Consider the following 26,110-nt stretch of genomic DNA (forward strand, 5'->3'; position numbering starts at 1 on the left):
TTTGCTAATTAGACATTAATTTGGAATTAATTTGCTGGTTAATCGGGATAATAACGTAAAAAATACATTTAAATTTATCGAATATTTTTCATAACTACTCAATACTTAAATACAATTCTTACTCTTAATGTAGCGTAAGCGTACGGCTCCCATCAGTTCCCCATTCCTTGTTCGGTAATTCGCCCATAATTAATTCGAGTTTTCCACCTTTCATAATATCATCATGTTTAATAAAAGGTTCATTAATTTCCTCCCCATTTAAGAAGGCTTGTTGAATATATTTTTTCTCTTTTGATGATCCCTTTGCATGGATTTCAAAAATTCTACCATTCTGCAATTCAATAGAAGATTTTTCAAAAATTGGGCTAGTGATATCATAATAAGGTAGACCAGGAGTTACCGGATAAATACCTAAAGAAGTCATCACCACAAAGGCAGTCATTCCCCCACCATCTTCATCTCCAGGGATACCAAAAATATTGTCTTTAAACCAAGTGTCTAACAAAAATCTTGTTCTCTTTTGCGTCTTCCATGGAGCACCAAAATGATTGTATAAGTATGGGATGTGAAATGAAGGTTCATTACCCATAGAAAATTGACCTACCATTCCTGTAGAATTTGCACCATTTACATAAAATGCTGCTTTTCTCATTCCTAACGGTTCTCTAAAAAGTTGGTCCAAGCGTTGTTCTGCTTTTTCTTTACCTCCTAACAATTGTATAAGTCCTGAAATATCTTGTTGAACATCCCAAGCATACGTCCAAGCGTTATTTTCATCAAAGTAATTTCTATATCCAAGGCCTCCCCCATTTTTAGGGTCGATATTAATCCAGTTCCCTTCACTATCCTTCGGCATAAATAATTGTAGTTTATCATTCCAAAGGTTTTTGTAATTCTTTGAGTAAACGTAATATTCCTTGCTATTCTTTATATCTCCAAGAGATTCTGCAATTCCACCTAACGCCCAAAAATCAAATGAGATCCCTAAAGTCACGGCAACAGGTTGTCTCCTTTCGAAGTTGTCCACATTCTTAATGGTATCTTTCTCTCCAAGTTTTAGTGCTGGATAGTAACCTTCTTTAAGGAAAAAGTCATCGATATATCCTTTTTTGTGACCTTGTCTCCAAGGTAAGAACGTTCCTTCTGTAAGGTTTTTCTGAATACCTTCGTAAGCAAGTTGATGATCAAAATTTGTGATGCCTTTATTTAATGCATCTAGAATAATTGAAGAAGTATGGTATGAATTCATACACATATGGTTACCAAACACTTGAGGGAATGTCGGCATCCATCCACTGTGTTGATACATTTGAACATAAGACTGCACCATGTCTCCTTGTTGTTCAGGATTTAAGATCGTTCTGAGAGGATGAGTAGCTCTATAGGTATCCCAAACCCAATCATCTACATAATAAGGTCGGTCGGATGAATATACTTTTCCATCATAGATATTATAATATTTCCCATATTCATTGATATCTACCATTCTTTCATAAGTACGGTATAAAGAAGTATAGAAAGTTCTCTTTTGTGCGGTAGAGCCACCTTCCACTTTTACTTGGTTAATTGCCTTTTGCCAAGCTTTCTTCGCCTGTGAACGTACAATATCAAAGGTCTTACCTTTTAGCTCTCTCTTAAAGTTGTCACGCGCTTGCTCTTTACTCACATAAGAAACTGCATATTTTACATAAACAGTTTCAGGAGCTTCATTAGTTGATGAAAGAGAAAGAACAGGTGTATTTTTTGAGTTTTGCTTTAGCTTTACTGGTTGAGCATCCTCATCTACTAATTCCATATAAGCATAGACTTCCATAGAAAGAGTATCAGCGTCCACTCCTCGTTCTTCGTTATAGATGGTTTCAGTGAAAACAAATGTATTGGCATTGATTACCTCTACATCCATTTTGCCTTTACCCCTCACCATTAATTCGCTTTCTCCTTTTGGGAACTCTATTTTATAAATACCACTCTTATCTGAAGGAGTAAAACTGACTCTGATATTGTCTTCGATAAGAAAAGTAGTAAAATGCCAAGGTTGATATTTTTCTAGATCATGATCTATAATCATCGACTGATTATGTAATGAAGCTTTATTATTTGCTGCCACTTTTAAATGAAACAATCCTGTATTACGGTGCATGTAAACATGTAGTGGGAAAGCTTTAATTTCATCAGATAAGTAATCTTTTCTAACGGGAAAAGTTCTTAACATCTGATTTGGCAAATGCGTTGTTGGATAAGTGGGTACAAGAAATGGAGCAACATTACCTATTGTTGGATCTATATAATCTACAAAGTCTACTTCTTCATCTGGTTGAATCTGCAAACTCAACAAACTTAATAATGACAATATTGCTATTCCTGATATTATAATTTTTTTATCGATTCTCATTCTTAGTTTTTCTTTCATCACACATTGTTTACTTCAAAGGTATCTTGTGATGCAAATAGATGATTAATGCATCGTTAAATAGTACTTAATTAATGGTATCTGCTTTCCTATCATTAATTTTTAGTCGTTACAGCAGTTGGTATAATAGTGTAGATAAGCCACTACTCTAATCATAGAATAGCAGCTTATCGTACCTATTGTTAAAGAGTGAAAGTTTTCTATTGGAAGCTGATTTTCTTCACAATAGCCTTTTCATTTGTGATAATGTTCAAGATGTACATACCACTAGGTAATGATAAATTGAATTGGTTAGTATCTAAATTTCCTACTTCAACTTTACGGCCATTAAGATCACTCACATAGTAAGTTCCTTGTAAATGAGAAGGAAGTTGAATAGTCATTTTTGATACAGAAGGATTCGGGAATGCCTTCACAAGAGCACTTAAATCATCTACTAAACTTAAAGGTTCAGCAGATAAAGTAGAGAATGTTACGGCATCGCTATTTTCTGATGCTTCCTCTTTTTCGTTCACCGTTTTAATTGTAAATGAATAATCTGTTGCTTCAGTTAGTTCTTCAAAAGTAAATGACGTTGCTGAAGTTTCGTACTCTTGCTCTCCCATTGTAATCACATAAGAGATTTCAAAAGCATGTAGTGGTGCAGTCCAAGAAATTGTAGCTGAATTTACTTTAATCTCTGTTACTTTAATTTCCGATGGACTTACCGGAGCAAAGTAAGTAGTTAACACACTTTGTACTTCGCTTACCTCAGACTTGAAGTTATATTCATCTTCAACATGTAATGTGAAGTCATAAGATGTATTTTCATCCAAATCAGTTACTGTATATGATGTTCCTTCTACCGTCATTTCTGTCTCACCAAACGTCAGAACATAATCAAAATCTGAAGAGTGAGTGATGGCATCCCAAGAGATAGTCACTGAAGTCTCGTTTACTTCAGAAACAGTAATATTCGCTGGTGTAGAAGGGTAATCAATCATCGTTGTGAAAGCTACTGATGCACTTGTCTCAGAAACAATATCGTTTCCATCAACAGCTTGTACCGTTACATCATATTCTGTTCCTTGTGCTAATCCTGTAACATCCAATGACGTCTCAGCTGTAGTATATTCCATTTCGCCTACTGTCACCGTATAAGTAACATCTAGGATATGAGTTGAAGCTGTCCAGGATACTGAAGCAGTTGTATAAGATACATTCGAAACAGCTACGTCTGCTGGAGTAGTTGGTGCAGAATATAATGTTGTGAAAGATACTGATTCGCTAAATTCAGAACTTACATCATTTGTGTCTACTGCTTTTACTTTTACAGTATACTCTGTATTTTCTGTTAATTCAGTTAGTGAAAGAGACGTTTCTGACGTTTCCACTTCTTCTCCATCGATATCGACTACATAAGTTACATCCATGATGTGTGTTGAAGCACTCCAAGAAATCTCAGCCGTTGTTTTATCAGCTACTATTGTAAGGTCTTCTGGCACTGTTGGAATAGGAATAATAGTTTGGAATGATAGTTCCTCACTTTCCTCCGATACGTTACCTACTGCATCTACAGCCACGATAGTTACTGTATAATCCGTTGAATGCGTTAATTCCTCTAAAGTATATTCCGTTACTGCCGTCATTGTGTTCAATTCAACATCACCTACTTTTAGGATATAGTGATCTACTACATCATTATCCGTTGAAGCCGTCCATTTGATTACTGCAGAATAAGATTGAACATCTGAAGCTGATAAACTTGTCGGTGCTGTTGGCGCCGTTTCGTCTTTAGTTGTCACATCAATCGAAGAGAAATCTGTAGCATTATCAGCATTATCTACCGCTTTAATTGCTATTGCATATTCTGTGTTGGTTGTTAATTCTGAGAAATCATAAGAAGTGACCTCTGCACCAATTTCCATTTCTTCATCATCGATCGATAGAATATATCCTTTTAACCCCGATTCATCGTCTGTAGCAGCTGACCAAGTTACAGTAAAACCTGTTTCAGTAATAGCTGATGATGTTAACGCTGGCGTAAAAGAAGGTAAGGTTTCATCTAAAGTCATAATGCTTGATGTTCCTTGACTTGATTTACCAAATACATCATAAGCAATTACCTTAACATCATACGAAGTATATTCTTCTAATGAAGTTAATTGATAAGTAAGTGATGTTGTTTCATCGATCAATTCCTCATCTACATAAATCTCATATTTCGAGACGAATGCATTTGCTGCTGTCCATGACAAATCAGCTGTAGTACCTGTTACATTTGAAGCTGTAATTGTTGGTGATACCGGATCTGTTACTTCTTGAGCATCCATTTGGTAAGCACCAGCATCGATCATACCATTTGTATTTGGTCTAATATTTCCCAGCTGATCAAATACAAAGTCATTCGGTTCATCTTGTAAGTACTCTCCTTTACCTAGACCAACAGCTACTGCATCACCAGAAAATGTCATCACTTCTTTTTCTGCATCTAAAGTAAGTGTAAGTTCAGCCTTGTCAATAATATTATTTCCACTATTATTTTTTCCTACAAGAGAGAATTCATCGATGGTAAACAACCCTTCTGTTTCTACTTCACTCTTATCAGCAGCACCAATAATTGAAGTATAAACATTTACTGGAGAAGTTACCTGAAGATCTGATTCAACTATTGTTTCACCTGATGAGTATACATTTTCAAAAAGAATCGTATTGTATAGGTTCGTAATGTAGTTGGCATTATTTACTCTTAAACCACCTGCTTGTCCAAAACTATTTGTTGTAATGTTTCCGTAAACAGTTGCGTTGATTAGCTCTAATGAACCTGTGCCTGTAGAAGCAATACTTACAGCACCACCGTTATTATCTGCGCTATTGTTATACAATGTTGAATTTATAATCTTAACAGATGATGGATTTTTTTTGTTTGCAATTACACCAATCGCACCACCGTTATTTACCGCAGTATTTGAAGCAAAATAAGATTGAGAGATCGTAAGTTTTATCTCACCGTTATTAGAGTTAAAGAAGATAGCACCACCATCGTAAGAACTTGTATTACTTACAAATCTTGAGTTTTTGATCACCACCTGGGCATCCTGGCTTAACGCCATTGCACCACCCATATTACTGTCTTCTGCAGGACCCGTCGTAGAGTTATTGGTAAATGTACAACCATCAAAAGATACCATACCACCATCAACTGCTACTGCACCACCGTTGTTGGCCGTTGTATTTTGATCAAAAGTACAATTGATCACTTCAATAACTGGACTTGCACTACCAGCGAAAGTTACGGCTCCACCGATGTTATACGATCCTTCTGTGTTGTACTCCCCATTACCATTTCTTAATGTAAGATCAATCAGTTTGAAGTAAGGCATTTCATCCTCTTCAGATAAACTTACATTGAAAAATTTAGTTACACCACCTGCATCCAAAGTACCATTGTTTATGCCTTGTACAGTGATACTTTTGGCAATGGCTAAAGATGCTGTAAAATCAACTGTTCCGTTGATGTAAATAATATCACCAGATTCAGCCAGTGAATAGGCTTTGTTAAATGTCTTGAATGATGTTTCTGGAGTTACTCCGTCATTTAAATCATCATCGCCTGCACTACTAACATAAATGTCTTTTGCCCATAATGAACTTGTTATGGCAAAGAAAATAAAAATTAGTGTATTGAGTTTTTTCATAACTTTTATTATTTGCTTGCTATCGGATTGTCTTTGTTAGCTTTTAAAATTGTTATCCCTATTGTGTCTTGATGTCGGTCATTTCACTCATTTCTACCAATTTTTGGGCATAACAAAGAGGCAATACAGTAGCATGTATTTTAAATAGTTGAAGAAAAATAAAGGGAGTAGTAGAAGTAGTTTTCTACTACCCCCTTTCTAAAAATATATCGTTTGATTTTTTATTGAATAGAGCCTAATTCAACAGATTGTACCTGTACCGTTTTAAAGATATTCTCCTTACGGTTCTTCATAAACGGTTTCTCTTTATATCTTTTGATGGTATCTTTTCCACTAGACCATAAGGTAATTACTGTACCATCGGCCTTTCGAGCAATCAGATTATCAATATAGAAGTGATACGTTCCTGGCTTTCTAGATTGGAATGACATCATATTGTAAGAAAGTTTTTGTGGAGTTGCTTCTCCAATACCAATCACCCTATGTTCCCATTTGCCTTTACCTGCTTTTACTCCAGGACCTTTTTTCTGATATCTTCCGTATTGGTCATAACCAGACTTAGCAAACAATACTTTCCATGTACTAGTTGGAGAATAAAAGAAGCCTTCATTCATACCATCTTCAGCCACCATGATATCGTATTCCACAACATCGCCAGGTTCGATAGTATATTTCATTTTATCGTATCCTTCTGCAAAAGCAAACCTCATAATATCTTTTCCACTTTTAACGGCAGCAGTTTGTTCGATAAAAAATTCTAAGACTTCACCATCAGGCTTTGCCTCGGCCGTTGCACTTGGTAAATGATCCGTCGGTAAATAAGAAGGGTTAATGGTATTTGCTCTAAGGAAATCGATATGCAATTTTTTCATTGCTTCTACCTTTTCAGGATATTGACTTGCTAAGTTATTTTCTTCTTTTAAATCTTTACTAAGATCGTAAAGTTGAATTTCCTGTGGATTATAGATCAATTTCCAATTTCCCTCTTTTACTGCACCTTCACCAGTCCAAACCCATTGTTGAACTGTAGCTGCATTTTCTGTATTTGAAAGAATCGATTTTGATAAATCTCTACCATCTATTGCAATTGTTTCATCTCTTTTTGCACCAACCATTGATGTTAATGTTGGATAGATATCTAAGAAATTGAAGTCTCCTTCATATTTATTTCCTTTATTCAATCCTCCATTTTTCCACATCATCGCCATAGGAACATGTATACCGCCTTCATAGATAGTATGTTTATGTCCTTTAAATGGTAAGTTGTTTCCTTCTGGAGTAGCACCATTGTCTGATGTGAACATCACAATGGTATTATCTAACAGATTTTCTTTCTTTAGGTATTCCAATACTTCTCCTACGGCATCATCCAAACTTAAAAGCATCGCTGAGCGTACAATTTGCTTTTGTTCTTCAGACATTTTCATCCATGCCTTATTCCCTTTAAAGTACTTTTTATATTCTTCTTCTGATAATATTTCTGTACCCTGCTTTACCGCCTCAGGAACTCTCTGAATATCCTTATATTTTGCTTGAAGAGGATTGTGCATCGCTTCATGTGGAATGTAAGCTAGGAACCTCTCCTCTTTATTTTTCTCAATAAATTCTAGTGCATACTTTGTGATTAAATCTGTCGTGTACCCTTTTTCATTTGGCTTATTGGTTTTGTCATGATACCATGATACTTGACCATAAACATTAGAATAACGAGTGAAATAATTTCCGCCACCACCATAGTAGCCCACAAATCGATCAAAGCCATGTGCGTTTACACCTGCACCTAATTGATACCTTTTGCTATTCTTCTTTTCATTTTCTCCATAAGAAGTGGGAGCTCCATTATGCCATTTACCAAATGCACCCGTTACAAATCCATTCTCTTGTAAAGTCTCTGGAAATGTCTTTTCATCTGTCGATAGTTCACCGCCAGTTTTCGGCCCTGAGTTGGTTTTCACATAATGCTTACCTGTTAACATTCCTGCTCTAGAAGGAGAACATACACAGTGTGTATTATAATTATTAAAAGTAAGGCCCGTTGTAAATATTTTATCAATGTTAGGTGTAGGCGTTAATCCACCATTTACTGATAGGTCACCGTATCCTAAATCGTCTGTATAAAAAATGACAATATTGGGTTTACCTTTCTTTCCTTTATTCGGATCATCCCCTGTTCCTGATGTTGCATTTACAGTGGTAATACCTGCTAGGTAAATGAATAATGTTATGAATAAGTTTCTTTTCATCAGTAATAATTCTATTAAAAAATCTAGATGGTTGATCATTGACTTACACAAAATTGTACAGACTACACTAATTATACATTAATTAATCCTTAACTCCTTGACAATTAAGTGATTTTTTTATCAAAAATTCAACTATTAACTACTGTATATCAATACTTTACATCATTAATACTTAATGATTTTCCTGTAAATTATATCGTTATTATCACACTGAATTTTTAGTAAATAAACCCCTGGATTTAGTGTTTGTATATCCAATAATATTGATTTTTTATCAACATAAATACTTTTCAAGGGTAAACCTAAATAATTACTGATGACAATAGTTGAAATACTATTGGAATTGCATGATACTCTGAACTTTCCATGAGATGGATTCGGATAAATCTTAACGTAATTCTCTTCTGTATCTAAAGCGGTTACATCACCATCTTTTGGGTCTTCAGGGTCCGGATCTTTATCGTCATCATCACCATCTCCAGGTGTTGGTTCTTCAGGATCTTTGTCTTCATCCTCATCAGGGTTTGGTTCCTTATCCTCCTCTTCATCATCTACTATCTTTTCTATTGCTTTTACTTCAAATGAAATTGATTGAGAGGCTTCAAAACAATTCTCATCTTCAATGTTTAGCACCCAAATCCCCTCTTCTTCATCATTAAAAGAAGAGGTCCAAGAAGGATTCTCATTTCGTGAATATTCTTTACCGCTTGGTGAGGTCCAATAGAAAGCATTAGGGAAATCTATATCTGATCTAAAGGTGATGATATCTCCTTCTTCTACTTCAACATCATTCCCTTTTAAGTATTCCCCATGATTCACTTGATATGACAACTGTTCAAAGGTTTCATAAAAAGCATTGGGATCAATCACTTGCATACGAATATCTGATGAAGTACTGAATTGAGGAGATATAATTAACTCTCCATATTTTTCTTCTGCATCAACGATATAACTAAAACTCCTTTTGGAATTATTCATGTTATACTTTTCTGTAGTCGGTAATGTAATTTCAATATCTAAAGGATCATGGAATTTATATCTGTTGGTTGAACTTAATGAATAATCCAAATTCCATTTATGTGCCAAATACCCTTCGATCATTTCTTGTTCTGAGGTTGTTAGTTTACGATCGAAAATCAATACCTCAGCTATATATCCTTTGTGATGTCTTGATTGATTCGATGAACTTCCAAATTGACCCAGATACAATGCATCGTTATTACTCAATTTATCATTCTCGTCGATATCAATCATTACATCTCTAAAGCCATTGGTATATAAAGACATTTCCTGACCTTCTCTTGTAATCGTATTGATGCTTTGAGTAGGCAATCCATAAGCACTACTTGAGTAGTTTACATTACCACCACCAATTGACATTTTACCAGAGTCTGAAGTTCTAAAAAACATTCCATCATCCTCCGTTGAATTTTTATTACATAGCGTATTGCTCCACACATCTATGGGATCTATCTGTTGAACTAAGAAAATGGTAAAGTTACCATCCAAGAAGTCGGTTTCATTTGCCCCAAAAACTGTCAAACTATTGCTTTCTGTTGCTCCAAAAGAAAGAGCTGGCAATCCATTAAAACCGCTCGATGAATACTTAGGTGCAATAGAGGTATTCCAAGCGACTAAATCATTATTATTTTCGGATTGATCCTCCCATTGAGTAACTCTTGTACCGTCTTCGATTCCATTAATTGTGGATGCATCAACCCATAAAAGGGGCTCAATGTCAAATCCAACTCGAATATCAATTTGATCGTCGATACATGCATTAATATTATTAATATTCTCCCAATCTCCTTGATTTACACTCATCTGAATATTTAAATCTCCAGGTACTCCAATCGTATCCTTTGCACTATAAAGATCAAGGCAACTAGAAGTGGAAGTAGCATGACAAACAATAATATCTCCAGATGTGAAATCCGATACTAACAATCTATTGCCATCAGCTTCTATTTCTTGCCCATTCACATACCACACATATTCAGGATTATTCCCTTCGTCCGATAACATAGCTTCTACATACCTAACATCTCTAAAATATTCGGCATTATTACTTAATTTCAACTGCAATCTTGGTTGTATTTCGAAAGACCAATCAATATTAGGCCAAGCCTCTTCACTCCAGTCTATTAACTCTCGGATAATTTCACAATCCACTCCAAACTTAATTGCTTCTCCTATTACCCAATACATATGATCGGCCCATAGAGGTTCTCCAATTTCATCTTCATCTCCTTCGGGAAACTCATCGTTAGATAGTGTTACATCAATCACAGAAGACTTTTCGATGGGGTCTAATACATTCGATCCGTTCATACCAGGTTCCCATCGTTGCCAATTGGCAATATCATGTTTTCTCACTGCTTTGAGAAACTCTCGAAGTTGAGCATCCAATACCCATTTTGCTAAGCCTGGCTCAATCTCATCTAATAAACTTGGCCAGAACCCAGGTTCAAATCCATGTAAATTGTTTTTTCCACCATCGCCTTCTTTTCCAAAGAAATACCAAGGGCCTTGTACTCTAATTCTAAAGCCCATACCATCATTTGGTGTAAGGTCTCCCGACCAAGTTTTGGTTTTATATAATGTCCCCAAAGAATGGTAATACCTTAACGGTTGGAATAAATTAGATGATCTCGAACTCCTTAGAATAAACATCGGCTGATAATTGTAATCCACAGGTCCATTCCACCATTGGTAACCTTCACCACCTGCTAAAATTGCTTGAAGATGATACCATGAAGTAGACTCAAATTGTCCAGTTTCTTCTGGCTGTGTACCGAAAGTCTGACAATCACCATCCAAGCATCCTGTAATATGGGCTGGAACTTCAAAAACATGCTTCGACAATCCATGAAACCACTGACGTTGATTAGGGTTATCTTCTGATAAAATATAATCTTGTGCCTGATCTTGAAGATTGAATTCTTGCATAATCTCAAAGTTTTTAACGGCCATAAGCCTTGCCATACTTGTCGCAGCAAACTCCTGTGGAACATTATCATCCAAAGCATCTAGTCCATTTCCTTTTTTTGAACGCCAATGATTGGTCTCTCCTCCACCCTGAGATTGGAAGAACCTAAAATTATACCTGAATACTTCATGAGCCTCTCTAAATTCAGCTAATTGGTTGTCTGTTAAAGCAGACATATCTACGGTTTTCTCATCACCTTTCTTTGGTAGAGATTCTATCATTTCTCGGATAATCTCTATCCCCTTTTCTGGGTTTAGAAGACTTTCTTGTGAGTTTTTATATTCGTCTCGGTTCTTATAAGTATCCTCATAAAAAGTGCCTTTTGTGAAGGCATCTTTGGGATGGATCATAGGTAACCAATGTTTCCAATCGGGGAATTGAAGTGCTAACGGTAAGGTGGTTCTATCTTCTCCTGTATCCTGATTAAAATATTCTTGAACACTGTTTTTATTTACTCCATTTGGGAACATATATGGGAGCATGTCTTCATCTTTCTCCAACACTGCTTCTAAACCTGCACCTGCAGCCCAATATTCGATTGATTTCCCTTTTAACTGAGGTCCTGGTTGATAAGGTGGATTCCAAGGTCTACCATGACGATTAATATTATCACTTTTATCTTTTAGAGATCGGATATATGAAGCGATCTTTCTTCCCTCATCTTCTGTAAGGTTATGAAATACCGAACGTTCAATAATCGATTTATTCGAATAAGAGAAAAGTTCAAGGTCTCTACCATCTTGAGTATGACAATCAGCACAAGTAGCTTGAATAGGAGCATGAGGTAATAACTCATATCCATACCAGAATCCTTTAGTATCCTCTTTCAAATAATTAGACCATAATGCCCCTTCTCTCCATAGTTCTTCACCTTCTTTTATAGATTTATCATCTGTATATGGACCGACCCAAAACTCAGGGTCGTCATCATAGAAAAAGTCTTCTAGTAATAGATTTTCTTTGTTTGCATCTTGAAGGTTAAATTTCACTACTCTAAACCCATTTGAGATAGCATCCGATCTATTAAATCTAAAGTAAACAGTGTTAAGACCTTCCATGAAACCATTGGCCGGAATTGTAAGATGGATCGTGTTGTATCCTCCATGCTGCATACCACCTCTTGCTTTTGCCTGCAGTGCCATATCCACAGAAGAGTGGTTTAGATCGTACCAACTACCATCGTTTACTTTTACGGACACCTTATTTTCATAACTCAAATTATTAATCTGCAACCAGATCTTTTTTGCTTCTTGAACCTCCGTTGATGATAGATGAAAAGACCTGTGTTCTACTAATTGCTCAGCACCTATCACCTCAATCGGTAAGATAAACTTATGCCAAACATCTCGCATTTTGCTGTATTCCAATTTAAAATCGGCATCCGCTAATACTTCATTGTATATTTTCACCTCACCAACCATGCCTTTCACTTGTCGATTCCCATTCGTAAAAGAACCTAGATAAAGTTGATCAAAGTTAAAATCAGCTTTTGGTACATTTACCTGATGAGTTAATAAGTTTTGAGAGTCCCAGAATGTTAATTCTCCCGTCGTTGCATCATAATTACATGCCACTACAATAGAATGATTTAATCGAGCTTTTGCCCCAGGAATATTGACTACTTGTCCTCCTAAGAAAATTTGAAATTCTCCATCCGTACCATAACGAATACCAAACCCTGCATTAGCATTATTAGACGTATTACCGATCAGATCACTCCAGTTATTGTGGTATTCCTCAATCTGAAAAGCGACCATAACACTAAACCCTGAATTGGTACTTGCTGCTCCATCAAAATCGAATACGTTGGCAGCCTCCTCTTTTGATAAGAGTGTGAGTCCGGAACGTTCCAACCCAAAATCTACTCCTGTAACACCAGAATAAGATGACATAAGTGAAGGGTAAACTGCTTGACCAAAATATGTGGTCGCATGGAAATCATTTCCTGAAATATCTTTCCATTCTGTAACATTATTGAGTTCATCGACAACAATAGTTGATGGATCATATGAAGAAAGATGTTGAAAGACGTTTTGTGAGTAAGCACCTGTAGATCCCAAAAGACAAATGGTTATTGAAATCAATAAAAAATAGGAGTGCTTGATTGGTAATTTTTGTAGTATATAATTCATACAAATTCGTATTGTAACGTGAATTGTTTGTTCAATCCAGTAGTGTTTTCATTTCTATACTAACAAATCTATCCCACGAAGTTAATTTTACATTAATAAGCAATTAAGTACATTCAAATGGGTAAATGAGACAAAAATTAATTTCCATTATAAAAGAAAAACACCCACTTCTTAGAAAAAAGTGAGTGTTTTATTCCTACTATATTCGCTACTTGATACTTTATTTTTTCAATACTTTCTCATTTAAGATTTCACCGTTATCCAAATGTATTCTTAATAGATACATATCTGTGGCCAGTGTATGTAAATTGATGGTCTCCGAAGAGTGCCCTGCCTTTTTACAATACATCTTTCTTCCTAGGTTATCAAAAATTTCAATTCTTCTGATGTCTCTTTTCGCTTCGATAAAGAGATTACAGCTGGTCGGGTTCGGGTATACTCTTAAAGTTACCTCGTTAAGGTCTTCCTCAAGATTATTGGAAAGTTGTCTTGCATTACTATTCATGCCTGCATTCATATTTTCCATTCTTAGATACCCTACTTCCTCAAAAGGATGGTCCACTTCTTCATCTTTGGATTGTTCTTCCTCTACCATAAAATCCACTCTATTATAGGTGAGGTTTCTATACCTTAAGCCTGATGTATTACTTCCATTTCTTGTCTGCATATTGGCTAATACTCCAACATTTTGAAGATCCGAAGTGAAGTCCATCTGATACCATTCATCATCCACAATATTTTCAGTAGCTCCTACTTCAATTGTTTCTCCATTAATAGTACCAGTACCTTTAGATAACACAATGTAATGTATCACTTCAGCCGCATGTACTTGGTCTGCATTTTCTTCTTCTCGCATTCTTATGGTAAAACCTGTTGTCGTTACATCTTTAATCTGAAGTGTCGTAGCGTTGGCTTCATTATCAGAAACTTGTACTGCTAAAACTACAGGCGCTTCCGTATATGCATTGATAAATGATTTATTTACCCAAGTCATTTTACCTGTAAGGCTACCCGCTTCGGCTATAACACCTCCAAAATCGTATGTTCCTTCCTCAAGGGCTAAGTAATAAAGCTCTTCTGTTTTATTATGGACTCCATCCAAATAATCCCATTCATCTACTTGTATTTCAAAACCATCAGTAGTGATATTTTTTACTCTAGGGATAGCTGGAGCGGAACCGAAATTACTTACAGGTCCAGTGATTACAATTGGAGAACTTGCCATTGGGTATCCAAAATTGACCGAGGTCCAATCACTTGCATTGGCTTGAGTGATATCGACTCTACCAAAGTATGGTCCTGAATTATTCAACTCATCTACAGTGACATTTACTTCTATTTCTGGGAAGGTACTTAGGCATCTATCTTCCAAGATTCTAAGCTTCCATACACCATTATAGGTATCTTCTAATGCTGCAGTCCATGTAGGGTTAGTATTCTGAGTCAGACTAATTCCTTCTGGAGTTACCCATTCATAATCAACACCTATTCCCTCAAATGGTAAGAGAGTCACACTTTCTCCATCGTACAAGTTGACAATATTTCCTTGTTGTGAAGTGCCTCCATCAATACTATACAAAACAACCGCTTGATTATAGTAATCTTCATATGAGGATAATGGAAGGGTAAAATTATTTTGCTCAGATTGTGTAGGAATAAAGTTAAATTCACCTAAGTCATGCTGATCACTTACAGTGTAGGAGAATGTGTTCGATAACTTTGTAAACTGATAGTTGTCTCCACTTGGTGCTTCTACGAGCATTTCTAAAGGAGAATGATCTCTGAACTTATTGTAGACCGTTAGATCACTTGTTAATCCCCATTTGTGTGCTAAGTAACCTTCCACCAATTGTGTTTCCGCTGTATTAAGTTTGCGGTCTAAAATAATGACCTCAGCGATATACCCTTGATGGTATCTACTCTGACTTGTAGAATAACTGATCTGTCCCAATAAAAGGTCCTCACCATTATCAAACTTATCTCCTTCAGTAATAGTTAATGTGGTTTCTTGAGTACCATTGACAAACAAACTCATTACATCATCACCTTTTGATATCGTATTGATTGCGAGTAATGGTAAGTCGTAGGCATCACCAGAAATATCCTTTTTACCTCCAGAAATGGCCATTTTACCATTATCTGAAATTCTAAAGAACATACCATCATCTGTTGTTGTGTTTTTGTTGCCTAGAGTATTACTCCAAACATCAATAGGATTAAGTTGATGTACCATAAAAATCGTCCAGTCTTCTTCCAAAAACTCTGTTTCTGTTCCCTCAAACAACGTCAATAAAGAACCTCTTGTTCTACCAAATTCTAAAGCAGGTTTACCATTAAATCCATCTACTGAATAATAAGGTGCTAATGTCGAATTTGATACTTCTGCATTGGCATTATTTCCACTGATATCTTCCCAAACCATCACTTGGTCTCCATCATTATATGTAGCAGTTGTTGAAACAGACTGTGCGTCTAACCATAATATAGGTTGAATATCTACGTCTGCTCTAAATGTGATTTCATCACCAAAACAAGCTTGTAGAGCCGTTGCCTTTTGCCAATCCTCTGTATTGATTTTTGTGTTTATAATAATGTCGCCAGGTACATCAATGGTAGTTGAAGCTATATTGCTATCGACACAATCAGAGCTACTAGTCATGGTACAACTAACAATATCCCCTGCTTCAAAATCTGTAGTATAAAGTTTATTGCTATTATTATTTACCATTACTCCATTTACTGTCCATGAGTAAGAAGGATGTCCTCCTCCACTTGCAGGAATAGCCTCTATGAATTCCACATTTCTATACAATTGGGCGTTTGGACTTAATCGCAATTTCACACTTGGAGAAATATTAAAGTCCCAATTGATATTTGGCCATGCCTCTTTACTCCATGCGATCAACTCCTCAATCGTTTCGCATTTTACACCAAACTTAATGGATTCTTGAATCACCCAATACATATGATCTGCCCATAGCGGTTCACCTAATGTATCTTCATCACCAGAAGATGTCGCACTAATTTCATCGTTGGAAAGCGTTACATCTACAACTGACGATTTCTCGATCGGGTCTAACATATTGGAACCATTTTCTCCTGGTGTCCAACGTTCCCATTCTGAAATATCATGCTTTCTCACTGCTTTTAAGAACTCTTGCAATAAGGCATCCAATACCCATTTTGACATCCCTGGTTCAATATCATCGAGTAGTTGAGGCCAAACACCCGGCTCAAAACCTAAGAAATTGTTTTTGCCACCATCTCCTTCTTTACCAAAGAAATACCAAGGGCCTTGCACTCTAATTCTAAAGCCCATACCATCATTTGGATTATCATCACCCGACCAAGTTTTCGTTTTATACATGGTACCGATACTGTGATAATATCTTAATGGATGGAAAATATTTGATGAGTAAGAACTCGCCAATATAAACTGTGGATGGTAATTGTAATCTACCGGACCATTCCACCATTGGTACCCTTCTCCACCTGCTAATATGCCTTGTAAGTGATACCAAACAGAAGATTCATATTGTCCTGTAGTTAACGGTTGTCCATCAAATGTCTGACAGTCTCCATCTAAACAGCCCGTAATGTGTGCGGGAACTTCAAATACGTGTTTTGATAAGCCATGAAACCACTGTCTTCCTGAAGGTTGATCCACTGCATCGATATAATTTGGAGCTTGATCTTGAAGATTAAATTCCAACATAAACTCAAAGTTTTTGACAGCCATTAGTCTTGCCATACTTGTTGCTGCAAACTCTTGTGGTACATCGGGAGATAACGCATCTAAACCATTACCTGTTGTAGACCTCCAGTGTCTAGTATCTCCTCCTCCTTGTGCTTGGAAAAAACGATAGTTGTATCTAAATATCTCATGTTGTAAACGAAATTCTGCCAACTGATTTTCCGATAAGGCATTCATATTTACTGTTACACCATCTCCGTTAGTAGGTAGAGTAAGAATGTATTCTCTCAACACCTCATACCCTTTCTCTGGATTTAATAAACTTACTTGATTATTAACATAAGGTGTTCTGTCTTGATATGAAGTTTCATATAAATTTCCTTCTGTAAACGCATCTTTAGGATGAATCATTGGCAACCAATGTTTCCAATCTGGAAATTGAATGGCTAATGGTAAAGTTGTTCTGTCTTCTCCTTGATCTTGATCAAAGTAATCTTTCACAGTTTCTTCATTGACTCCATTAGGGAACATGTAAGGAAGCATTTCTTCATCCTTTTCTAATACTGCGTCTAACCCAGCTCCCGCAGCCCAATAGTCAATCGACTTTCCTTCTAATTCTGGACCTGGTTGGTATGGAGGATTCCATGGACGACCATGTCGGTTGACATTTTCATGTTTTCCTGATAAGGAACGGATATAACTCGCAATTTTTCTCGCTTGCTCATCATTAAGATCATGAAACTTTGCTCTTTCAATAATGGATTTATTTGAGTAAGAAAAAATCTCTAAATCCCTTCCATCTTGTGTATGGCAATCTGCACATTTCGCATTCATAGGAATATGTGCTTTTAAAGAATATCCATACCAGAATCCTTCTGTACCTTCTTCTAAATAGTTAGACCATAAACCTGCATTTCTCCATAAGTCTTCCCCTTCTGCTATAGAAGTATTGTCCGTATATGGAGAGACCCATAGATTCGGATCATCATTGTAGAAAAAATTATCTGGTAAAAGTGGTTCATCATTTTCATTTAATAAATTAAACTTTACCACTCTAAAACCATTGGAAATTCCATCTGAATGGTTAAACCTAAAGGATACTGTATTGGTACCTGTTTGTAGGTCTTTTGTTGGATAAGTAAAACGGATGGTGTTATAACCTCCATGTTGCATGCCACCTCGAGCTTTTTCTTGCTCATACATTTCGACACTACTATGATTAATATCTATCCAGCTTCCGTTATTTATTTTCACTGAAGCCTTATTCTCATAACTTAGGTTATTGATTTGCAACCATACTTTCTGTGTGTTATTGGCTTTTGTTTCTCCCAACTCAAATGTTCTTGTTTCTACTAAACCTTCTCCTCCTAATACTTCAACAGGTAGGGTAAATCCCTGCCATAAATCATACAACTGAGAGTATTCTGTTTTAAATTTTGAGTTGGACAAAGCTTCATTATAGATTTTTACATCTCCAACTATCCCTTTGAAATAACGGTTACCATTTGAGTTAGAACCTAAAAATAAATCGCCAATGTTGAAATTTGCTGCAGTCACATCATAAGTCTGCTTTAATTTATTTTGGGAGTCCCAAAAGGTTAATTCCCCTTTTGTCGCATCATAATTTACAGCAACAACGATAGATTGACCTGGAATCGCTTTCGCCCCTGGAATCTTGGCATTTAAACTACCAAGATATACTTGGTATTCTCCATCGTCTGCATAACGGATACCGAAACCACCGTTATCAGTATTGGAATTATTGCCTATGATATCACTCCAGTTATTATGAAGTGATTCCATCTGAAAAGATAATAGAACAGCAAAACCTGAATTACTTGCTGCATCGCCTGTAAAGTCGAAAACCTGTGCTGCATCTGTCGACGACAACAGTTTTAAACTATTTCTATCTGCACCAAAATCAAGTCCTTCTTGACCAGAAAATGATGTGATAGTAGATGGAAATGTTACACTACCAATTTTAGAAGTAGCATGTTGTTCATTCCCTGAAATATCAAGCCATTTAGAAACTCCTCCCTCTGCATTTAATTCTATAGAAGTACTATTTTTAGAAGTTAAATGTTGAATTGGTGTTTGTGCTTGTGTGGGTGTAGTGAATAACAGACAGCACAACACGGCAATAAATGTTGCACTGCAGTCAAATAGTAAATTATTCTTCATTTCAATTCTTTAAGGTAATTACATTAAGCTGGTCTAAGAACCATGATTGTTTTATTTATCTGTAATAATCACACTTAAAGGTAGGGGGATGCATTAATTTGACATTAATTTTCCGCTAATTGCCAAGAAGAACTCACTATTTTGATTCAATTAATGGATTAATACCTAATCTTTGGTAGACTTTGCCGCCTCTTCCTAGGTTTTCACCAATCCCAAAATATCCAGAACCGTTCCCCATCATAATAGGTCGAAGCTTATTTATATCAACAAATTTTTGGTTCTTTTTTAGAATTGCCGTATCCACTTTTACATCCATAATCTCCCCAACAAAATGAGTATGTTTTCCCAATTCCGTAGAACGAACAACTCTACATTCGAGTACAACTGGAAATTCATGCACATAAGGAGCGTTAACCAGTTTTGAACGCACCGGAGTTAAAGGCAGTACATCAAATTTATCGATATCTTTTCCTGAATAATGGCCCACCCAATCGACGTATTCCACAAGCTTTTCGTTAGCAATATTTACAGTGAAAGCTTGTGTTCTCATTACATTATTGTATGTTTTTGTTGAAGGACGTAACGAGACACCAATACTCATTGGTTTAGAATTCACAATACCGATCCAAGATGCAGCCATGATATTTGGTGTTCCAACACTATCATAAGAACCAATAATACCAACAGGCATTGGGAATAAAAACGGTCTTTTACCTACCGATTTCTTGGTATGTAAAGAATCCATAACCGCTGTTGAGTTCACAACTGTCGTCTGGCTAATCTCGTCAGTAGTTCCGTTGACATTGTATCTAACCAATACGAAAATTAGGATGACCGTTAATACAATATTTAAGAGTTCGCTTGATTTCATAACACATTATATTTTTTGTTGTCTCTAGCAGTCTTCTTCTTACAATTATCTAAAAGGAAGCCTGTTGGACAGATCTTACACCAAGGTTTAGAGTAGAAAAATGATAGCCCAATAAACAGTAGACCAAAACCAATCATCCACCATGAGACGATTCGAAAAGAGAAAGAGGGAAAAGGTTCTACATAGGATAACTCAGGATACTTTCCTATCAGAATACAACTGATAAGGATGATAGTAGCAATGGTTTGTAATGGAATAGAACGTAACTTCATCCAATTCATGTTCTTCTTTTTTAATGGAGACACTTTACCCACTAATTCTTGAGCTGCACCAAAAGGACACATATAGTGACAGTAAAACTGTTTCTTTGTTGTCAAAGGAAGCACCACCGATAAAACCAGAAGAACAATTGATACTAAATTCGATTCAAGAGAAATTCCATGAACAATCCAGCCATGTAAAAAGGATACCGAGATCATTTTCTGATAAACGAACCCCATCACTATAGTGACCATAATGAGCATGGGTGTTCTATAGTTTTTCATTGGTTTATAAAAACACACCAATAATCCGAAAATGATGGTGAATGACGTTAGTACCCATTGTAAAATCAAAGACCATGAATACTCTTGATGTACCAATTCTTTTCCTGTTATTTCAGATAACGTAACATGTATCGTTTTTATAATTGCTTCGCTCGTTTCTGTGGCAGAGGTAATCCCATCGACCTCATGGTACAAGGCTCTATCGAAGGTGAGCCCATTCCATTTGTCTAATAATCGATCATCAAGTATAAATTCAATATATTCTCCAGATTCATTATGTTGAAGCATTTCCATTCCTTGAATAGTGGAGTCGTTATCAAACCCTATCAGTACCGGAACTTCACCTGCAAAACCTCTCACATGACTTGCATAATCATGCGTAGAAATCGCATAACCAATGATATCTTTAAATTGATTGTAAACAGTATATTTCTTCTGCTCATCTACAGTAAAGTATTTCGCTTCTTTAAAAATACTTTCCAGGTGAGGTTGCGTCACTATTATTTTCTTTGGATGTGTATCTTCTTCTAGAAATGGTATTTTCCATCCTCCAGATATACCTACAGCTACTACTAATAAGGATATTAATACTATTCTATAAAGATTATATGCCTGTAAAGAACTAAGGCCTTTACTTTTTTCCTTTTTAACTACCTTTTTTACAGGACGCTTTGGAGCAGGGCGTTTCCTTACTTTCTTTACTTCAGTTGTCATTTGCTTTTCCTTTTATTTTTCTTTCCCTCTCCTTTTATGTATGAAGTTGGCAATGTTGAATTCCATTGCTTCGCTTTATCTATTAATTCTTTAGTGACCTCAGGATGTTGTAAAGAAATATCTTTCGTTTCTCCTTTATCTTTTTCAAGATCATAAAGCACATATTTTTGCTCCTTCTTGATGTAATGTAACTTCCAGTTATTTTTTAGAACGGATACACTTCCGTTAGGAGAATTTGTCTTCCAATATAGATAGCGTTCAGGATTGGATTCTTCGCCAAACCAAACCTTTGATACATCCTTCCCTTCAAATTCCTTAACCGAATAAGGTGTTTTAGTGATAGCACATAAAGAAGGCAACCAATCTAAACCAGAAAGTACTGATGTTGTATTTACTTTCCCTTCAGGTACATGATTTGGATATCGAATGATAAATGGAATACGGACACCTCCTTCAAATTGCTCATGTTTTCCTCCTCTTAGGCCTCCTGCCCATCCCAACATATTTGCTACTAATTTTGGGTCTTTTTTTGGTTTCATGCGTACAGGAGCAGGGCCTTGATCACTTGAAAAAACAACAATGGTGTTATCGGCTAATCCTAGTTCATCTAACTTTTTTAATAACCGACCAACTGCTAAGTCTAAAGAGTAAACATCTCCCAAATAGTTTCTAAAAGATTGATCAATATCTTGGTTCAATTCAATTGATTTTTTTAGCTTCTTCTGATAGTATTTATCAAAACGACTAGCATCTAACTTTACACCCTCAAATTCTTTTGGAAATTGATCACTAGGGTCAACTGCATAATGTGAAATATGTCCCCAAACATTTAAATAAAAAGGTTGATCTGATTTACTTCTTTTTTCAAGAAACTTTTCTGCTTCAGTGAAAATATCATCATCTCTACCTATATCATCGTCTTCGGCATTTCCCATGATTTTAATATAATCCATCCCATATGTACCTATTGGAGGATTTTCATTACCACTGATATGCCACTTGCCAATGTGGCCTACATAATAACCGTTATTGTGTAATAATTCTGTGATTGTAGTTCTCCCCGAAAAGCCATGAAATGCCATATACTTTTGGAAAGAGGCCGGGTGTTTACTCGTTAAAAAACCAGTTCTACTAGGGCTACATGTAACACCCGTTGCGTAAAATCGAGTAAACTTTGTTCCTTCACTCGCCAAACGATCAATATTAGGTGTTTTCATATATGGATGACCATAGGTACCCAAATCACCATAGCCTAAATCATCGGCGAAAATAAAAATAACATTTGGTGGTTGTTCAGTATTTAATGCCCTTGAGCTTGCCTTCTGAGATAGAATAAGGCATAGTATCCCCAACAAGATATTGAGTTTATACTTGTAGATTGAATTCATTTCAATGATATGTCTTAAAGGAAAAATGGTGTTAGTTCTAGGATAAAAGAATACCCAATAGCAGTTTCAGAAGTATTGCTACTATTGGGTATTGAATATTAATGTATCGGTTTCTTATGGATTTCTTTTTTCCATGCTCTAAGCAGCTTTCCATATTTGCTAACTAACTCGGGATGCTCTGAAGCAACATCAGTTGTTTCTCCCAAATCTGCTTCTAAATCATATAAAGTGATTTTGTTTAAATGAAGATGTGCTTTCCATTTACCATCTCTTAGCACTTGCCAATTGGGCTTATCACTCCAATATTGAATCTTGTTTCTTTTCTGAGGTGTTCCCAAGACAGAAGTACTTAAATCTTCTCCGTCTAATTGCATTTCAGGAACTTCCACACCCGTTAATCCTGCTACCGTTGGTAAAAAGTCTACACCAGTAAAAATAGTTTCTTCATCTGTTGTCCCTCCTTTAATCTTCTTCGGCCATTTAATAATCCAAGGTGCTCTAATTCCACCTTCGTACATACTGCCTTTTCTTTGTCTAAAAGGACCTGCAGAACCTACTGAATTGACTAATGTCGGTTTTTTAGTATAGCGTTCTCTTAATTTTTTCATGTTGTTAAGGATCGGCCCCGGACCATTATCACTTGAGAAAATAATGATGGTATTATCATCCAACCCCATCTCTTCGATTGCAGCTAACAGACGGCCAATTTCATCATCTAGGTTAGAAACATCTGCACAATAAGCTCTCATTGCATCATTGATATCATGAGTCTCACTGACAAAGTTTAAAAAGTCTCTTTGGTATTCTGATTCAAAATCATCAATATTCACTTCTAAGTCTTTAAAGCGATCTAAATATTTTGGAAGTGGATCGATGTAAGAATGTGTAGGATACAACCAAAGGTTAATAAAGAATGGATCTTTTTTATGACTTTTTGCAAAGTCGATCGCCATGTCAATATAGTGCGTCGTTGTATGCTCTCTGTAGTGTGGTTTCTTTTTATCTTTTGATGTAAAACCAGGTCCAGTACTCTGAGTGGTAAAACTTAGATCAATACCATAGTCTGCAGGAGGCGGAGCATTTTCTCCTCTTTTGTTATCTCCAATATGCCATTTACCAATATGAGCAGTCTTATATCCTGCATCACTCATAATACTCGTAACGGATGGTTTTTCAACGTCAATAACAAATGTCGTTAGAAATTCTCTTGATGGAAATAAGCTCGTCATCAATGCCGCCCTAGCTGGCATACACCAAGAACCTGACATATACCCTTGAGTAAAACGTTTTCCCTCATCAGCTAACTTATCTAAATGAGGTGTTTTTGTGTAGGGGTGTCCATATTTTGGAAGATCACCATACCCTAAGTCATCTGCTAAAATGAAAATGACGTTCGGCTTATCTTGTGCTGATGATGTGATATTTATTCCTGCAAATAAAATGAGGAGGAATAAATTCACTATTAATTTCTTATCGTTCATTTTATGTTATGTTTATTTACTTTTGATATCAATAATATTTGCCTCTGTGACCTTGTCCTTATAGATCTTTCTCATTTGTTTAAGAACATCAGTGTAATCTGGATCATTCACTTTATTCATATATTCTTTTGGATCTATTTCGTAGTCATACAATTCCGATTGGTCTTCATCCTCTCCCCACTGTGTGTATCGATATCTGTCTGTTCTAATCGACTTACCCATTAATTTACCTCTTTTTGCATAAGTAAGTGCAACTTTCTGGAAATTTTTATCCTCAGGGTTTTTCAATAGAGATACTAAACTTGTTCCCTCTACAGTCGTCGGATTAGACAGTCCAATCAGTTCCGTTACCGTTGGGTAGACATCGATTAACTCTACCGTTTTCTTTACAGATGTACCATTATTCTTGTTATCAGGCACTCTAATGATCAGTGGTGATTTTGCACTTTCTTCATATAAAGACACTTTACCGTATAAATAATGATTACCCATATGATAGCCATGATCACTAAAGAATACTATAATTGTATTATCCCATAAATCTTTCTCTTTCAGTTTATTTACCATCTGACCAAGAATGTCATCGATATATGAAATACAAGCATAATACCCTTGCATATACCTTTTTCTCGCTTCCATAGAAGACAATCCGAAATAGATATCTTCAAAAGCTTCATATCTCTTCCAAGAGGCAATTAATGGCTTGTTGTTCCAGTCATCAATTGGCACTTCTTCTGGATGGATTTTGTCTAACGGATACATATCAAAAAAACGTTGTGGTGCTGTATACTGCACATGCGGTTTATGAAATCCGTAGGCGATAAAGAAAGGTTTATCTCCATAAGATGCCTCGTCGATCCACTCTGAGAAAGTGGCTAAATTCAGATCATCCTCTAAAGGTATTCCATCTTTTATAGGTAACGGCAAAGCATGTTTTCCTTGGCGATCATCATCTTGATATTGTTTTTTGATCACTTCCCATGCTTTTCGTTTTTCTTCGTTATCAATGGGGCCATATTCTTTTTCAAACTTTCCTTTTAGATGAAGTACCAAATCATTGTCCTTCATTTTTAATGTTCTTTTGGCATCCCACTCAAAATCTTCTGCATTCGGATGATATACTTTACCAGTGTTTGCTACCCAATAACCATTTTCTTGGAAAACTTTGCCAATACTTACCGCATCCGGTCTGGTATCTGTAACATGAGGTCCGTTTGAAAAAATTTTAGTTTGAGGAGGATACATACTCGTCAAGAAAGAGGCTCTTGATGGACCACAAACTGGATATTGGCAATAGGCCTGTTGAAACAATACACCTTGATCTTTTAACTTCTCAATATTAGGAGCACTTACACTTGTATATCCAAAGGATGGTAAGTGAATATTTAAATCATCTACAGAGATAAAAAGAACGTTCATTTTTTTTGGTTTCTTTTTATCGCCAGCGACTGCGATGGAACAGTAACTGAATGCAAGTAATAGTAATAAAAGATTTTTCATACTTTATATAAGATTTTGAATCTAGCTTAAAAGCTTTCACAATATCATTTTCGAAGGCAAATAATTCATTAAAATCAAATTAATGAAGACTTAAAAAATGGCCTTAATGGATATATTTTCGACATTAATGCTACTTTAATGTATTTTTTGTGTTCATATTTGATGATTTGAAACCCAGTTCCTCATGAATCATCCTTTGCCCAATAAACCATCGAATTATTGTACTTTTCTAACCTCTGAAATGCTTATAAAGAAACAGAGCCCTTACGAAATAAGAGCTCTGAT

At 36.0% G+C, this 26,110-nt stretch carries 10 protein-coding genes; all 10 read right to left on the reverse strand.

Annotated features, from left to right (window positions below; translation table 11 throughout):
* Nucleotides 1–124 precede the first annotated feature (124 nt).
* Nucleotides 125–2,410 carry a GH92 family glycosyl hydrolase gene (locus QL232_RS16580; RefSeq protein WP_281614976.1) on the reverse strand — a complete coding sequence of 762 codons (2,286 nt, stop codon included), beginning with the start codon at nucleotides 2,408–2,410 and terminating at the stop codon, nucleotides 125–127.
* A gap of 200 nt (nucleotides 2,411–2,610) precedes the next feature.
* Nucleotides 2,611–6,087 carry a fibronectin type III domain-containing protein gene (locus tag QL232_RS16585; RefSeq protein ID WP_281614977.1) on the reverse strand — a complete coding sequence of 1,159 codons (3,477 nt, stop codon included), beginning with the start codon at nucleotides 6,085–6,087 and terminating at the stop codon, nucleotides 2,611–2,613.
* A 221-nt stretch (nucleotides 6,088–6,308) separates the two neighbouring features.
* Complete coding sequence (locus QL232_RS16590) at nucleotides 6,309–8,330, reverse strand: sulfatase-like hydrolase/transferase (protein ID WP_281614978.1); 2,022 nt, start codon at nucleotides 8,328–8,330, stop codon at nucleotides 6,309–6,311.
* A 165-nt stretch (nucleotides 8,331–8,495) separates the two neighbouring features.
* On the reverse strand, nucleotides 8,496–13,451 hold the full coding sequence (locus tag QL232_RS16595; RefSeq protein WP_281614979.1) for a T9SS type A sorting domain-containing protein: 4,956 nt from the start codon (nucleotides 13,449–13,451) through the stop codon (nucleotides 8,496–8,498).
* Between the two features lie 220 nt (nucleotides 13,452–13,671).
* The gene (locus QL232_RS16600; RefSeq protein ID WP_281614980.1) at nucleotides 13,672–19,326 is read right to left on the reverse strand and encodes a LamG-like jellyroll fold domain-containing protein; all 5,655 of its coding nucleotides are present in this window, start codon (nucleotides 19,324–19,326) and stop codon (nucleotides 13,672–13,674) included.
* 136 nt (nucleotides 19,327–19,462) lie between these two features.
* On the reverse strand, nucleotides 19,463–20,197 hold the full coding sequence (locus QL232_RS16605; RefSeq protein WP_281614981.1) for a flavin reductase family protein: 735 nt from the start codon (nucleotides 20,195–20,197) through the stop codon (nucleotides 19,463–19,465).
* Entirely contained in the window at nucleotides 20,194–21,456 is a 1,263-nt protein-coding gene (locus QL232_RS16610) for a 4Fe-4S binding protein (RefSeq protein ID WP_281614982.1), read from the reverse strand. The genes QL232_RS16605 and QL232_RS16610 overlap by 4 nt, the downstream gene beginning before the upstream one ends.
* Nucleotides 21,453–22,844 carry a sulfatase-like hydrolase/transferase gene (locus tag QL232_RS16615; RefSeq protein ID WP_281614983.1) on the reverse strand — a complete coding sequence of 464 codons (1,392 nt, stop codon included), beginning with the start codon at nucleotides 22,842–22,844 and terminating at the stop codon, nucleotides 21,453–21,455. Before QL232_RS16615 ends, QL232_RS16610 begins: the two co-directional genes overlap by 4 nt.
* 98 nt (nucleotides 22,845–22,942) lie before the next feature.
* Nucleotides 22,943–24,325, reverse strand: a complete 1,383-nt coding sequence (locus tag QL232_RS16620; RefSeq protein WP_281614984.1) for a sulfatase-like hydrolase/transferase — start codon at nucleotides 24,323–24,325, stop codon at nucleotides 22,943–22,945.
* Nucleotides 24,326–24,337: 12 nt separating this feature from the next.
* Nucleotides 24,338–25,825: a sulfatase gene (locus QL232_RS16625; RefSeq protein ID WP_281614985.1), complete on the reverse strand. Its 1,488-nt coding sequence runs from the start codon at nucleotides 25,823–25,825 to the stop codon at nucleotides 24,338–24,340.
* Nucleotides 25,826–26,110 lie beyond the last annotated feature (285 nt).

The sequence above is a fragment of the Flammeovirga sp. SubArs3 genome, assembly GCF_947387565.1.
GTDB lineage: Bacteria > Bacteroidota > Bacteroidia > Cytophagales > Flammeovirgaceae > Flammeovirga > Flammeovirga agarivorans.